Source organism: Asticcacaulis sp. AC466, assembly GCF_000495815.1.
Lineage (GTDB): Bacteria > Pseudomonadota > Alphaproteobacteria > Caulobacterales > Caulobacteraceae > Asticcacaulis.
This window is the reverse complement of the sequence record NZ_AWGE01000008.1, coordinates 255,483-270,593: the sequence shown is the minus strand read 5'-3', so window position 1 is coordinate 270,593 and position 15,111 is coordinate 255,483. Positions and strand designations below refer to the sequence as shown.

General features: G+C 59.4%; 11 protein-coding genes. 8 read left to right on the top strand and 3 right to left on the bottom strand.

What is annotated here, in order from left to right; genetic code table 11:
* The first annotated feature begins 201 nt into the window (after window positions 1–201).
* Window positions 202–1,497 carry a hypothetical protein gene (locus AEAC466_RS33145; RefSeq protein WP_023458137.1) on the top strand — a complete coding sequence of 432 codons (1,296 nt, stop codon included), beginning with the start codon at window positions 202–204 and terminating at the stop codon, window positions 1,495–1,497.
* A 145-nt stretch (window positions 1,498–1,642) separates the two neighbouring features.
* On the opposite strand, the gene AEAC466_RS33140 is transcribed toward AEAC466_RS33145, so the two are convergent.
* From AEAC466_RS33140 to AEAC466_RS33130, 3 genes are read right to left on the bottom strand one after another with little or no spacing between them, the layout of a single operon-like run.
* The gene (locus tag AEAC466_RS33140; protein ID WP_023458136.1) at window positions 1,643–4,861 is read right to left on the bottom strand and encodes an error-prone DNA polymerase; all 3,219 of its coding nucleotides are present in this window, start codon (window positions 4,859–4,861) and stop codon (window positions 1,643–1,645) included.
* Window positions 4,861–6,324: a DUF6504 family protein gene (locus AEAC466_RS33135; RefSeq protein WP_023458135.1), complete on the bottom strand. Its 1,464-nt coding sequence runs from the start codon at window positions 6,322–6,324 to the stop codon at window positions 4,861–4,863. Before AEAC466_RS33135 ends, AEAC466_RS33140 begins: the two co-directional genes overlap by 1 nt.
* Window positions 6,299–7,057 (bottom strand): ImuA family protein, encoded by a 759-nt coding sequence (locus AEAC466_RS33130; RefSeq protein ID WP_023458134.1) that lies wholly within the window; start codon window positions 7,055–7,057, stop codon window positions 6,299–6,301. Before AEAC466_RS33130 ends, AEAC466_RS33135 begins: the two co-directional genes overlap by 26 nt.
* A gap of 399 nt (window positions 7,058–7,456) precedes the next feature.
* On the opposite strand from AEAC466_RS33130, the gene AEAC466_RS33125 reads away from it, so the two are divergent.
* The 7 genes from AEAC466_RS33125 to AEAC466_RS0122375 all read left to right on the top strand — a co-directional run bounded on the left by AEAC466_RS33125 (window position 7,457) and on the right by AEAC466_RS0122375 (window position 15,093).
* Window positions 7,457–7,861, top strand: coding sequence for a helix-turn-helix domain-containing protein (locus AEAC466_RS33125; RefSeq protein ID WP_023458133.1), 405 nt, complete (start codon window positions 7,457–7,459; stop codon window positions 7,859–7,861).
* A gap of 78 nt (window positions 7,862–7,939) precedes the next feature.
* Complete coding sequence (locus AEAC466_RS33120; RefSeq protein ID WP_023458132.1) at window positions 7,940–8,191, top strand: hypothetical protein; 252 nt, start codon at window positions 7,940–7,942, stop codon at window positions 8,189–8,191.
* A 159-nt stretch (window positions 8,192–8,350) separates the two neighbouring features.
* Window positions 8,351–8,692: a hypothetical protein gene (locus AEAC466_RS33115; protein WP_023458131.1), complete on the top strand. Its 342-nt coding sequence runs from the start codon at window positions 8,351–8,353 to the stop codon at window positions 8,690–8,692.
* Window positions 8,693–8,823: 131 nt separating this feature from the next.
* Window positions 8,824–10,056 carry a TolC family protein gene (locus AEAC466_RS33110; RefSeq protein WP_023458130.1) on the top strand — a complete coding sequence of 411 codons (1,233 nt, stop codon included), beginning with the start codon at window positions 8,824–8,826 and terminating at the stop codon, window positions 10,054–10,056.
* Window positions 10,053–11,537 carry an efflux RND transporter periplasmic adaptor subunit gene (locus tag AEAC466_RS33105; RefSeq protein WP_023458129.1) on the top strand — a complete coding sequence of 495 codons (1,485 nt, stop codon included), beginning with the start codon at window positions 10,053–10,055 and terminating at the stop codon, window positions 11,535–11,537. The genes AEAC466_RS33110 and AEAC466_RS33105 overlap by 4 nt, the downstream gene beginning before the upstream one ends.
* Window positions 11,534–14,689 carry an efflux RND transporter permease subunit gene (locus AEAC466_RS33100; RefSeq protein WP_023458128.1) on the top strand — a complete coding sequence of 1,052 codons (3,156 nt, stop codon included), beginning with the start codon at window positions 11,534–11,536 and terminating at the stop codon, window positions 14,687–14,689. Before AEAC466_RS33105 ends, AEAC466_RS33100 begins: the two co-directional genes overlap by 4 nt.
* Window positions 14,686–15,093: a copper-binding protein gene (locus tag AEAC466_RS0122375; protein ID WP_031238708.1), complete on the top strand. Its 408-nt coding sequence runs from the start codon at window positions 14,686–14,688 to the stop codon at window positions 15,091–15,093. Before AEAC466_RS33100 ends, AEAC466_RS0122375 begins: the two co-directional genes overlap by 4 nt.
* Window positions 15,094–15,111: the final 18 nt, after the last annotated feature.

The window sequence follows — 15,111 nt, the reverse complement described above, 5'->3', positions numbered from 1 at the left end:
AACCTAACATGCCTATGCACCCGAAGATAGCAATACGACCGATCAACTTGTGGCGTAGTGTGCCTTATGGAGCCAAGCTGCCCGAGAGCAACACCATTAACGTCCCAGGTCGCTTCCTTTGATGCTGAGTTTGTCAGTCGGACGCTTGCGGAGCTTGGGCTTGTAAAGCATTATCATGGAGCCAGAAAGCGAGACATCAAGATGCACCAAAGCAAATCCGAAAGGCAACTAAACTCTCTGGCGGATCGAACCTTTTTGAAGCTTTGGTCGATTCCGAACACGTTTTACGCTTCCGGAAAGGAGTTAACGGACCTTATCGTTCCATTTGGTGACGATGTTATAATCATTTCGGATAAAGCGTGCAGCTTCGACTTTGAGATCGATCGTGAACTTGCTTGGTCAAGGTGGTTTCGTCACGCGATCGAAGGCACGGTAAGACAACTCAAGACGGCGCTTCAGCGGATAAAAAGGCAGCCGGCGTCAATCTTCACAGATAAGCGGGCCACGGAAGCTTTGCGCATCGGAATGGGAAATCCCTTGCAAAAAAGGTTTCATCTCATTTCCGTTGTGCGCCCCGACGTTGACCCTGCGAAAGTTGTACCTGAGTGGCCAGGGCTAACCTATACCAGCTCCCCCGATCCTCAAGTTTTTCATATTGGAAAGATGAAAGTCTCGGGCACATTTGTTCATGTGTTCGACGGCCCCTCTTTTGATGCCCTCCTGACAGAGTTAGATACTGTATCTGATCTTTTGGCCTATCTGAAAGGCCGGGAGGCTAGTTTTGAAAGCGCCAGACAATTCGAGTTTAAAGAGCTTGATCTGCTTGGTGCCTCGCAAATTGGTTGGGTGGATGATCCAGCGCCAACTGGTCTGCCCTCAGTGCCTCCACTTGAGGCTGTAGTTCCCGGCTTATGGGAGATGTATGTCGCGGGAGAAACCAAACGTCGCCGCGATCGCTCGAATCGCGGCAGCCGAGTTATCGACGCATATATAGCTTCAGAGATCGAAGAGTATCGAAATGACAGGGTGGTCAGTGACATTCCTTCGTTCGACAGTCATGAGCAAACCTTAAGGTTGTTGGCGGGGGAAAGTCGGCTCGCAAGGCGCATCATAGCGCTGCAGCTGAATGGCATTTTGGAAGAAAAAGACCTGTCGACGTTCTGGTCGGCGACTTGTGCGTCCCCGACAATGCCCAGCCTGCGATATTTTTGGCTGGCCTACCCCAAACGTCCAGCTGAAATAACTCAAAAGCAATTCGACTCTTCAATGATAATCTACTTACAACAGCACATATTTGTGCTCCAAGCCATGTTTCCGGAAACATTGGTCTTAGGAATATGCGTGCCTAACCCGGATGCAGAAGATACAGCCATCTTTACGGTGCTGCATGACAGTAGCGGATGGACCGAACATGACCTGGAAGAGGCTAGATACTTACAAGAACGTCTTGGCATCCTACAAAACCTCGAACCGCACACATCTGCCCACATAAAATAGTACTTTTTTCATCCGTCGGCGCTCAGGCGAACCGCTGTACTCTTCCAGTCCGAGTTAGCCTGACGCGCAAATTGCAGGTCGGCGAGACAACCTCAAAACATACAGGCCTGAAAGGCCAAGACCCGGTCGCTGTCAGGCAGAAACTCTACTTAAAATCTCGGCTCCGATGCTCAATCTGCGCAACCTTCGCCACGCGCGGATCAACACCCGGCCCACCGTTCCGGAATTCATCCCCCGGCTGGTGCGGTACGTTCAGCGGCGCATTGCGTCCGCAGATGCTGGCCAGCATGTGTGACAGGTCGACCACGGTACGAGCAATGAGGTGAACGACCTCCCCTTCCTTCTGAATGAAGCCCGTGACCAAGACCATAGTCGCGCCAAACACGGCCTGTTTATGCGCCTCGCCCACCTTCTCCCAAACGATGACATTGGCGTCGCCACTTTCGTCCTCAATGGTCATGAAGATGACGCCGTTGGCGGAGCCTGGCCGTTGACGCACATTGACCATGCCGGCGACCGAGACATAACGCTTGTCCTTCGACGTCATGGCCTCTTTGCACGACACGTAGCCACGGTCCTTCAGGTCTCCCCTCAGGAAGTGAACGGGATGAACCGTCTGGCTGAAACCGACCTGGTTGTAATCTTCCACCACATTGGCGCCGTCCGTCATGGGGCGGAAATTCATGTTCGGCTGACCGGTTTCAGAGATGCTGCGGCCTTGCGCGTCCAGCACACAATCAAACAAAGGCAGGACATCATCCCCGAGCGACTTGATGGCGAAGGTTGCATCACGTCGGGTGATCCGAAAAGCTTCCGCGAAAGTGTTGGCCTTGGCCAGCTTGCGTAAGGTCGGCTCCGGGGTCCTGGCGCGGCGCCACAGGTCCGGGATAGACTTATAGGGCTGTTCTCCCCGGTGGAAAATCAGGTTGGCGACATCCGCGCTGCGGATGCCCTTGATCAGGCGATAGCCGAGGCGGACGGCAAACCTGCCCGGCCGACCAGTAGGCTCCAAAGTACAGTCCCAGCGGCTATTGTTGACGCAGAACCAGCGAATTTCCACGCCGTGTATTTTGGCGTCACGGATCAGTTGCGCCGGTGCGTAAAAGCCCATGGGCTGACTGTTGAGAATGGCGGCCAAGAACACCTCGGGGTGATGGCATTTCATCCAGGATGAGGCTTCAGAGATGATGGCAAAGCTGAAGGCGTGAGACTCGGGGAAGCCGTAGGAGCCGAAGCCCTCCAGTTGCTTGACGAGGCTCATGGCGAACTCTTCAGTGTATCCATTTTTCAGCATGCCGTTGATGATGTCCTGGGAAAGGGCGCCGATACCCCCGGTCTTTTTGAACGTCGCTTGCGCCCGGCGCACCAGATCGGCTTGGCCGGGCGAAAAGCCGGCACAAGTGATGACCACCTTCATCGCCTGTTCCTGAAACAGTGGCACACCCAGCGTCTTGCCGAGAATTTTACCCAGTTCCGGCGTCGGAAACGTCACCTCCTCAAGGCCTTCGAGCCGACGCAGGTACGGATGAACCATATCGCCCTGGATCGGCCCTGGCCGGACAATGGCGACCTGAATAACGAGATCATAGAAAGTGCGCGGCTTGGTGCGCGGCAACATGGACATCTGGGCTCTGGACTCGATCTGGAAGGTGCCGATGGTGTCGGCACGCCTGATCATCGCATAGGTTTTCGGGTCCTCCGGCGGTATGCACGACATGTCCATGGAAATGCCCTTGGTCTCGGCCAGCATGTCGAAACACCGCTTCATGCAGGACATCATGCCCAGCGCCAGGCAATCGACCTTCATAAACTTCAGGGCGTCGATGTCGTCCTTGTCCCATTCGATGACCTGGCGGTCCTTCATGCGCGCCGGTTCGATCGGCACGAGTTCATCCAGCCGGTCGTGGGTCAGGACAAAACCGCCCGGATGCTGGGAGAGCTGGCGCGGCACATCCAGAAGCAGGAGGTGTATCTCGAAGGCGAGCTTGAGGCGATAATCCTTGGTATTGAGATTCAGTTCGGCGGCCATCTCTTCGGTGCAACCTTCGCTATGCCAATAGCGGATGTTCTTAGCCAAAACCTTGATGGTATCTTCCGGGAACCCCAAGACTTTCAGGGTGTCGCGCATGGCGCCGCGCGTGCGGAAGCGATTGACGACAGCGGTCAGAGCCGCGTGGTTGCGACCATAGGTGTTGAAGACCCACTGCATGACCTCTTCACGGCGCTGGTGCTCGAAATCGACATCGATATCGGGCGGTTCTTTTCTCTCTTCGGAGATGAAGCGCTCAAACAACAGATCGTTGCGATCCGGGTCAACGCTCGTGATACCCAGAACATAGCAGACGCAGGAATTGGCGGCAGAGCCGCGCCCTTGGCACAGGATGTCCTTGGAGCGGGCAAACTGGACGATGGCGTTGACGGTCAGGAAGTATGGCGCGTAATCGAGCCGGTTGATCAGATCGAGTTCATGCTTGAGAAGCGCAATGACCTTGTCCGGCACGCCTTCGGGATAGCGCCATTTGGCGCCGGCCCAGGAGAGCCGCTTCAACGCTTCGCTTGCCGACATACCTGGCATGAGCTTCTCTTCCGGGTACTGGTATTCCAGTTCGGACAGGGAGAAGCGGCACTTATTGGCAATCTCCACCGTCCGGCGCATGGCCTCGCGACAATCCGGAAACAAACGGTGCATTTCCTCTGGCGATTTGAGGAAACGATCGGCATAGCGGGTTCGGAGGTCGCCCATGTCATCGACCTTGCAGTTGTGACGGATGCAGGTGATCACATCATGCAGGAAAGCCCGTTCTTGGACATGATAGAGAATGTCATTGGTGATGACCGTCGGCACGCCGTATTTGATGGCCAGGTTCGATAAGTCATGAACGCGCAGATGGTCGTTCTGCCGATGGCGTAGGGACAGGGCCATATAGCCGCCATCCGTGAACAGCGCCTTGAACTTACGCAAACGGATCGCGCACAGGCCATCGGCTTCGTCCGGGAGGAAGATGGCCAGCAGTCCCTCACTGAAATCCTCGATATCCGACCACTCGATGTCACATTTTCCTTTGCCGGCGCGCATTTTGCCCAAAGAGAGAAGCCGGCACAGGTTGGCATAGCCAACTCGCCCGGTCGGATAGACAAGCAACGACATGCCGTCCATCAGGTCGAGCCGGCAGCCGATAATCAAACGCACCCCATGGTCCTCTGCCGCAACATGGGCGCGGACCATGCCGGCCAGGGTATTGCGGTCGCAGATCGCAAGGGCCTCCATGCCCAGGGCCTTGGCTCGTGCGAACAGATCGTCCGGCGATGAGCAGGCCTGCAGGAAGGAAAAATAGGAAGCGCATTGCAGTTCGACGTAGGTCATTATTCGAACTTCCCGTGCATGTACCAAGCCAGCGAGCCAGTGTTTTCATGGACACCATCGCCCGTGCGGAAGACCCAAAAGCGTTCGCCGCTTTCGACCTCAAGAATGAAGTAGTCCCGCACCTTGCCTTTCTCACGCGGGCTGACCCACCATTCGCCCTGGACACGTTCCGGACCATCGGCACAGGCCACGGCATAGCGCTGGCCGCGCCAGGTAAAGGCGCGTGGCGGATGATCGGGCAAGACAGCCAACGCCAGGATCGGTTCGGGCTTGCGATAGATCCGCTGCGGCCGACGATAGAGGGCGTTGCGACGTGAGCCCACGGCCGTTGACGTGGGCGACAGACGGGCCACGGCGCGTTCGGGAATATCGGTCGCAACCGATATAGCCCGATAGACGCTATCCTCACCGTAACGGTTAGCGAGACCATCCCATAGCTCGTCCATGTCCGGCCGCGCCGGCGCTTCAAAGCTGGCCAGTGTCTGTTTCATGGTCAGCGGTTCGACACAGGCGGCGGTCATGATCATCTTGTCGATACCCCAGCCGGGATCGACGGTCTCGATCTTGTCGCACAGAAGTTTGGCCAGACGCTTGGGTTCGCGCACCGGTTTGGCGGTCGAGACAAAAATAGTCTCCACCTTATTGTCGGTGCGCGTAAAATGCAGGTCGAGGCGCCGGACACCCAGGCCATGCTCTTCCAGATGTGCGCACATCTGGTCTGTCAGGCGCCGGGTATATTTCTCGATGGTTTCGGACGCACCGATAGGCTCGGCAAAGATACGCTCCACCTTGATCAGCTCTGGTGCATCCACTGGCTCTATGGGTTCCGCCAAACGCCCGAAAGCCTGATCAATGCGACGAAACAGCTTGTTGCCGAAGGCCTTGGCCAAGGGTGGACGTGGCTTGGCGGCCAACTCGCCGATGGTGTCGAGGCCCAGGAGATGCAGATCGGGCAGCATCTCAGGCGGGAGACGTAAGGATTCGACGGGCAAGCGGCGCAGCGCCTCGCCCGACTTGCCGGGTTCGATGATCTGGACCTGTTGCCCGCCGAAGCGCGCCAGGGCGTGCGCCGCGCCCCAGGTGTCGGCCAGCGCCGCGACGCCCGTTATGCCCTGATCACCCAGCCGACCGAGCAGGTCCGAGATCAGCGCCGCCTCTCCCCCAAAGAGATGGGCGGCGCCCTTGATATCGAGGACCAGCCCGTCTGGCGGGTCGGCCGCCACATTGGGCGAATAGTGCCGCAGACCCCATAAGGCCAGCTTTTCCAGGGCGATCGCGTCGGCTCTCACGTCAGCGTCCATAATGACCAGATCGGAGAACAAGGATTCGGCCTTGGCCACAGCCATACCGACATGGACGCCCATCCGAAGCGCCAGGTCATCCGCCGCCGTAATGACGCGCCGGCGACCATCCGAGCCTTTTAAGGTCAGGGGCACCTCACGAGACGGCCCGGAAGTGCCCATCGCCCGCCTCAACCGATCGGTCGGCCAGTAAGGCAGGAACAGTGATATGACCCGTGACATCGGTCGCCTCTACTTCAAAATCCGCACATCTTCCGCCGCGACAGCGCATGAGCTCCAGTTGCCATCGCGCCCGACCGACGCCACGCACCGGCAAACGTTCGGACTTGATTTCTGTGACCCGCCACCTGGTAAATGACGTGGTCTGATTGCCGAAATCCCGCGCATCCACGTGCCTTCGCCAACGGCGCAAGGCAATCGCCATCGTGCCTGACGTCTCCGCCGCCAGTTGCAGGCGTTGGGAACTCACGTGGGACAGGCCGGCCAGTTCACCTACGACAGCGGTAGGCCCGCCATGGCGTAGCGCGTATTCCATACCGGCCAGGACATCGGTCTCGTCCTTGCCCCTGAAAAACACCACCCGGTCTTCCGTCAATCCAAACCTTGCTAGGGCCGGTTCAAACAGATCGGCTTGATTGAAACACCACAGCACGGTGCCGCCCGTCCTTGCCGCGATCCCGGCGGCAAAGGCGGCAGAGGCCGCGCCGTCTACTGCGTCCTGGGCGCCGCCGGCAACTTCGTGGAGAGCGCCCACGGCAAGCCCTCCGCCGGGCAGCTTGTCATCGATTGCGGGGACAGAAAATGGAAGTACCGTGCGCAGCCGGGTGTAGACCCGCTCAATGCCGGCGATCTGATGACGGAGGTCTGTGAGGCTGGCCGTACTGGCGACTGACATGACATCAAAGGTCCTTTCTGGAGCTGGATTAACAATTATGTTCTACATTTGTTCTTTTTAAAAACGGAGTCAATACGCGGACTTGGCGAACGGATTGGCGGGCGGCGTCATAGCACCTTGAAAGCCACTAAAAATCTGCGGCTCTACAAAGGCTTAGATTTGAAATGTCGGGCGTCATATTTTTTATTGCAGAGCTTCGTAGCTCGCGTCACAATGCTGCGCCGCACACCGGCTACGCGAAGTACGGCAGGAAATTCTTCTATTTATTTCAAAAGGCATGGCCCGGGCTCAACCCAGGTCATAACTCGGCCGCATATACGCGCAATAACTGTGGCCAATATATACATTGCAGGAAGCCGACTGTGCTCGGCGTTCGACATATACTCAACGAGGACCAAAATGGCATTTGACGACAACAGCATTAATCCGGTCGACCTTCACGTCGGCGCCAGGGTTCGCATGCGTCGCAAGTTCCTCGGTTTGTCACAAACGGATCTGGCCGATGCGATCGGCCTTACCTTCCAGCAGGTTCAGAAATACGAGCGCGGCTCCAACCGGATCAGCGCGTCCAAGCTTCACGACATATCGAAATTTCTGAAAGCGCCTGTCGCCTACTTCTTTGAAGGCTATGCAGAGGGCGAGACGCCTGAAGGCTTTAGCGAATCCGACTCCGAGCGTTTCGTCCATGATTTCCTGATGACGACTGAGGGCATCGAACTGGCTGAAGTTTTTCCTCGCGTAAAATCCGCAAAGCATCGCCGCAAAATTCTCGACCTCGTCCGCACACTTTCAGAAGACGCATAAGTCATGCCTCATCAAATTTGACTTGATACAGCGCCGCGGACTAGACCGCGTGCCTGTTCCCGCGATATAGGCTCCTTTATGAGCATTCGATTGTACGACAGCGCCTGGGTCTTGTTCAGAGATAGCGCCCAGCCTCAGCAGGTCTCCAAGAACCGCGCCAATCCGGCGATGTTCGATGTCGGCGGCTATCACTACGACATCGACGGCAAGCCCTTCTTTGTTGCCGAAGCCGCGCCTGATATTGTGCAGATCCTCAACATGCAAGCTGCACGCGACTTGGGCTTATCGACACAATATACGGCGCCAAAGACGTTTTCGAGAGGCATTTGAGACATATCAGTAAGCTGGTATCGTTGGGCGAGACAGTGTCGCGCTTCAGATAAAACTTACCCCGGCTCACATCTCCGGTAGATGTCATGGTATAGCCAATGGGACGTTTAAATGGTTCGATTGACTTTGCACACACCAATAACATATGCTTGCCGGACGATGGTCAAAGCCGTTCTTTACATCTTCGCCGTCATGGGCCTGTTGATCGCACCGCTTCACGCGCAAGCGGCGCAGCGGGATTGCGAAGATATGGCTGCGTCGATGGCAATGAACGGCGATTCGATGGATTGCTGCGATCACGACAAGAGCAGCAAGTCATCCGACAAAGCCTGCTTTAATACCTGCATTGCCATGTGCGGCCTAAGCGTCGCCTTTGACGTCGAGTCCTTGACGTCGCAACCGGTGCTGGCCATCGTTCAGGCATCGTTCGAAGACCTGACGACCTCTTCGGTTGCCGAGGAACCTCGCCTCCTCATCCCGCCTCCAAAAAAATTCGCCTGACATTAAAGCGGCTTTTGACCGCTTAACGCCCGTGGCTTGCCCGTGCGCGCTATTCCTTAACGATAGCGCCGGACCGGACGCGGATTTGAACCCTGCAATAACGCGGGGATGACTCTGTCAGGTTTTTTCCAATGCGAATCCTATTCTGCGCGGCCCTGTCGGTCGCCATGGTCGCGCCGATGGCGCGGGCCGAACCGCTCACTTTTGAAGCGGCGCTACAACAGGCCCAGCAGTCCGCGCCGAGCCTGGCCGCCAAAACGGCCGATCTGGCGGCCGCCCGGTCATCTGCCATAGCGGCAGGTCGCCTGCCCGATCCCAAGCTGCGCTTCGGCGTGGAGAATTTCCCCATTTCAGGTCCGCCAGCCGGGTCGTTCAGCCTTGACAGCATGACCATGACGACTCTTGGGGTTGTGCAGGATGTGCCGAACGCCGGTAAACGCAAGGCGGAGCGAGGCCGGGCAGACGCAGATATCGGCGCAGCCCAAGCCAGCGTCGCGCTTGAGAGCCGCACGGTACAGGTCAATACGGCCGTCGCCTGGGTCAATCTTTATTATGCCGAGCAGAAGCTGGCCGCACTTGACGGCATCGCCGCATCTATTCGGTCTATCGAGAAAAGTGCGCCGTCGCAACTGACAGGGGGCAGCCTGCGGCCGTCTCAGACCCTTGACGCCGCCCAACTCATGGCGGCGCTTGAGGACCGTCGCGCCGATTTGGTCTCCGAGGCGGCGAAGGCACGCGCTGAATTGATCCGGTGGACTGGCGACGAAACAGCAGACGTCGCAGGTGAATTGCCGGGCTATGAGGTTGATCCGTCCGCCCTTCAGATGGCGTTGGAGCGAAACCCGACGCTTGGGGTGTATAACGCCATGAACGAACAAGCTGACGCGGATGTGAAGCTGGCCAGAGCCGGCAAGCGGTCCGACTGGGGATGGGATGTTACCTACCAGCATCGTGATCAGATGTGGGGCGATATGGTCTCGGCCGGCGTAACTCTCAGCTTGCCCTTGTTCTCGAAGAGCCGGCAAGATCCAACCATCCAGGCCCGGCAAGACACTGCCAATAGGGTGCGCTTCGAGCGCGACGCCGCTCATCGGCAATTGCAGGCGCAGCTCGACGCGGACCTGGCCGATCACATCATGCACCATGACCGGCTTACTCGCGCCCAAACCACGCTCGTGCCGCTGGCGCAGAGGAAGGCCGATCTGGAAGTCGCCAGCTATGGCGCAGGCACCGCGACTTTATCGGATGTGCTGGGTTCACAACTGGCCCTGGCCGAGGCCCACGTCGATCTCCTGTCCCGCGAAGCCGACGTCGCCGTCGATGCCGTGCGGATCACCCTGACCTACGAGAGCGATGAGCAATGACCTTTTTGAACCAGTCTCCCCGCCTTCGTCTCGGGCTGTCGGCCGCTATTATCGCTTTGGTCGCCGGTAGCGCGGGCTTTGGCCTCGCCAAGCTACAGGGGCCGCACCCCACTGCCGCCTCCGCCGACAAAGGCAAGGTGCTCTACTGGTATGATCCGATGAAACCGGACCAGCATTTCGACAAGCCGGGCAAGTCGCCATTCATGGATATGCAGCTCGTGCCGCGATATGCCGGCGACACCGGTGATGCAACGGCTGGTGTCAGCATAGATCCGACCCGCCTGCAAAATCTCGGCGTCAGGCTGGCCTCCGTCGAGCGTGGCGATTTCGCGGAGAGCTTCGATGCCGCTGGCTCACTCGACTTCAATCAGCGTGATGTCGCCATCGTCCAGGCACGGGCGAGCGGTTTCGTCCAACGGGTCTATGCCAGGGCACCCGGCGACATCGTCGCCGCCGGCGCGCCGATCGCCGACATCCTCGTGCCGTCCTGGGGTGGCGCTCAGTCCGAATACCTCGCCGTCAGACAGACCCGCGATCACGCGCTTGAGGCCGCTGCGCGACAAAGGCTGGTGCTGCTCGGCATGCCGGCTGGCCTGATCGAAAGCGTCGCCCGCACCGGCCGGATCAGCAATGTCGTCACCATCACCACGCCGGTCGGCGGCGCTATTCAAACGCTCGACGTCCGTCAGGGCATGACCGTCAGTCAGGGACAGACGCTGGCTCAGGTCACAGGCCTGTCCAGCGTCTGGCTTACAGCGTCAGTGCCGGAAATCCAGGCGGGCCGCGTAAAACCTGGCCAGCCCATAACGGCCGAACTGACGGCTTTTCCGGGCGAAACCTTCACCGGCCGCGTTGCCGCCATCCTGCCGACCGCACAAGCTGAGAGCCGGACGCTCAGTGTGCGTATCGAGTTGCCGAATAAGGGCGGAAAACTGCGTCCCGGCATGTTCGCCACCGTCCATTTGAACGGCAACAATAGTCAGGCGCTTTTCGTGCCGTCCGAAGCCCTGATCCGAACCGGGAAACGCACGCTGGTCATGCTGGCCAGCGGCAATGGCCGGTTCACCCCGGCCGAGGTTCAGATTGGCCGCGAAAGCGGCGATCGCACTGAAGTCCTTGCTGGTCTCAGCGCGGGCGACAAAGTCGTGGCGTCAGGCCAGTTCCTGATCGACTCCGAAGCCAGCCTGGCCGGAATCAACGCGCGTCCACTGACCGGTATGCCTCCCGCGGCAACAGCCTCATCGGCCGCAGCCCTCTACCAGACACGGGGCATGATTGAACAATTGAAGGGGGATTCAATCACCCTCAGCCATGACCCCGTCCCCGCTATCGGCTGGCCGGCCATGACAATGACGTTCAAGTTGTCGTCGGCCACGCTCGCCAAGGGCATGAAAACCGGCGACCATGTGACATTCGGCTTTGTCCAGAAGCCTGATGGTCCGGTCATCGAAAAGATTCAGCCGATGGGAGCGAAGCCATGATCGCTGCCCTTATCCGCTGGTCCGTCAGGAACCGCTTCTTTGTCATCCTGGCGACGCTTGCGGTCATCGCCGGCGGCCTATTCGCCATCAAAGCTACGGCTGTCGATGCCCTCCCCGACCTCTCCGACGTGCAGGTCATCATCCGCACCTCCTATGCCGGTCAGGCGCCGCAGATCGTCGAGAACCAGGTCACCTATCCGCTGGCCACGACCATGCTGTCGGTGCCGGGCGCCAAGACGGTCCGTGGTTATTCCTTCTTCGGCGACAGCTTCGTCTATGTGTTGTTCGAGGACGGCACCGATCTCTACTGGGCGCGCTCGCGCGTGTTGGAATACCTCAATCAGGTGCAGGGCCGCCTGCCGGCCAGCGCCAAGCCCTCGCTCGGGCCGGATGCGACCGGCGTCGGCTGGGTCTATGAATATGCCCTCGTCGATAAGACCGGCCAACATGACCTGTCGCAACTTCGCTCTCTCCAGGACTGGTTCCTGCGCTACGAACTGAAGTCCCTGCCGGGCGTCGCCGAGGTCGCCAGTATCGGCGGCATGGTCAAACAATATCAGGTCGTGCTCGATCCGGTAAAGCTGGCCGCCTATGGCGTGACGCATGGGGAGGTCGTTGCGGCGATCCAGAACGCCAACGGCGAAAGCGGCGGCTCTGTGCTGGAACTGGCCGAGGCCGAATATATGGTCCGGGCCGGCGGCTACCTGAAGACGCTGGACGACTTCCGCGCCATTCCGCTGAAAACGGCGGCCGGTGGTATCCCCGTCACCCTGGGCCAGGTCGCGACTATCCAGATCGGGCCGGAAATGCGCCGGGGTATCGCCGAACTAAATGGCCAGGGCGAGGTTGCCGGCGGTGTGGTCATCCTGCGCTCCGGCAAGAACGCCATGGAGACCATTTCCGCCGTCAAGGCCAAGCTCACCGAACTGAAAAAGAGCCTGCCGCCGGGTGTCGAAGTCGTCACCACCTATGACCGGTCGCAACTGATCGACCGCGCCATCGGCAACCTGCGCGAAAAGCTGATCGAGGAATTCCTGGTCGTCGCTATCGTCTGCGGGCTGTTCCTGTGGCACGTCCGCTCGGCCCTGGTCGCCATCCTTACCTTGCCGATCGGCGTCCTGATCGCGCTGATTGTCATGCACAGCCAGGGCGTCAACGCCAACATCATGTCGCTGGGCGGCATCGCCATCGCCATCGGCGCCATGGTGGATGCCGCCGTCGTCATGATCGAAAACGCCCACAAGAAGATCGAGCATTGGGCACATGATCATCCCGGCGAAGTCCTGAAAGGCGATGAACGCTGGCGAGTTATAACTGAGGCCGCGACCGAGGTCGGCCCGGCCCTGTTCCTCAGCCTCCTCATCATCACCTTTTCCTTCATCCCGGTCTTCACCCTGCAAGGACAGGAAGGCCGTCTATTCTCGCCACTGGCCTTCACCAAGACCTACGCCATGGCGGGCGCAGCCATCCTGTCGGTCACGCTCGTGCCGGTGCTGATGGGCTATCTGATCCGGGGCAAGATCCCGGCAGAGTCCTCAAATCCCCTCAACCGCTTCCTGACCCATATCTATCGCCCGGCTCTCGACGCAGCGATGCGGCGGCCGAAGACCACCCTGCTGATCGCCGCGCTGGCGTTCGCAACAACGGCGTGGCCCCTGACACGTCTCGGGGCTGAGTTCATGCCGCAACTCGATGAGGGTGATCTGCTCTATATGCCGTCTGCCCTACCCGGCCTGTCGGCCGACAAGGCTTCCGAACTCCTTCAGCAGACCGATCGCCTGATCAAGACCGTCCCCGAAGTCGCCACGGTCTTCGGCAAGGCTGGGCGGGCCGAGAGCGCCACCGATCCGGCGCCGATGGAAATGTTTGAAACGACGATCCAGTTTAAGCCGCGTGATCAGTGGCGGCCAGGCATGACGCCGGACAAGCTCGTCGATGAACTGGACAAGACCGTGAAGGTGCCTGGCCTCGCCAATGTCTGGGTGCCGCCGATCCGTAACCGCATCGACATGCTGGCGACCGGCATCAAAAGCCCCATAGGCGTCAAGGTCTCCGGCAGCAATCTCGCCGAACTCGACCGCATCGCCCACGATGTCGAGACGGTCGCCAAGACCGTACCGGGCGTCAGTTCGGCCCTGGCCGAGCGTCTCACCGGTGGCCGCTATGTCGATGTCGATATCGATCGGGCGGCGGCGGGGCGCTATGGCCTCAATATCTCCGACGTCCAGTCGATCATTTCCGGCGCGGTCGGCGGCGAGAACGTCGGCGAAACGGTCGACGGCCTGGCGCGCTATCCCATCAGCGTCCGCTACCCCCGCGAATTGCGCGACAGCCTCGAAGGCCTGCGCGAGCTGCCCATCCTCACCCCGATGGGTCAGCAGATTACGTTGTCGACCGTTGCGAAGGTCGAGATCGCCGACGGGCCGCCCATGCTCAAGACGGAGAATGGCCGGCCTTCGACCTGGGTCTATGTCGATGTCCGCGACCGCGACCTCGCCTCAGTTGTCGCCGACCTGCAAAAGGCGGTGGCGAAGGACGTCAAGCTGTCGCCGGGCGTGTCGGTGGCCTATTCGGGTCAGTTCGAGTACCTGCAACGGGCCGTCGAGCGATTGAAACTGGTCGTGCCGGCGACGCTCGTGATCATCTTCCTGCTGCTCTACGTCACATTCGGCCGGTTCGATGAAGCCGCTCTGATCATGCTCACCCTGCCGTTCGCGCTGACCGGTGGCATCTGGACACTCTACCTTCTGGGCTTCCATCAGTCGGTCGCCACCGGCGTCGGCTTTATCGCGCTGGCGGGCGTCTCGGCCGAGTTCGGCGTCATCATGCTGATCTATCTGAAAGATGCCCTGAAAGCCTACGGTCCAGATCCGTCACAGGCAGATATCGAAACCGCCGTGCGCGAAGGCGCGCTCCTGCGCGTTCGGCCCAAGGCTATGACCGTCTGCGTTATCCTCGCCGGCCTCTTGCCCATCCTGTTCGGTCATGGCGCCGGTTCCGAGGTCATGAGCCGCATCGCCGCCCCCATGATCGGCGGGATGCTAACCGCGCCGCTTCTGTCCATGCTCGTCGTCCCGGCCGCTTACCTGCTGCTGCGCCGGCGTGCACCGAAACCTTTCCGCCAAACTCTCAACCAAAGGAGATTATCATGAGAGCCAAAATAGCAATTACCTTGTCAACACTCGCATTTGCCGGCGGGCTCGCAGCCTGTAGCCCCAGGCCTGCAGCGCCTGAAGCTGCCTCGACCTCGGCGGCGGCACCAGCCGAAATGGCCAGCATGTCGGGTATGTCCGATATGTCCGGCATGGCTATGGATACCGACGCCGGTGCCAAAAAAGGCAGTGGTGTAGGCGTCATCACCGCCATCGACAAGGTGGCAGGCACCGTAACCATCCAACACGACGCCATTCCAGCCGTTGACTGGCCCGCCATGACCATGGCGTTCAAAGCCACGCCATCATCTTTGCTCGACGGTCTGAAGGTCGGCGAAAAGATCAAATTCGACGTCAAGGTCCAGGGATCGGACGCTGAAGTCACGGCGGCAACACCACAGTAGCCCACAGCGAAGGTGGCG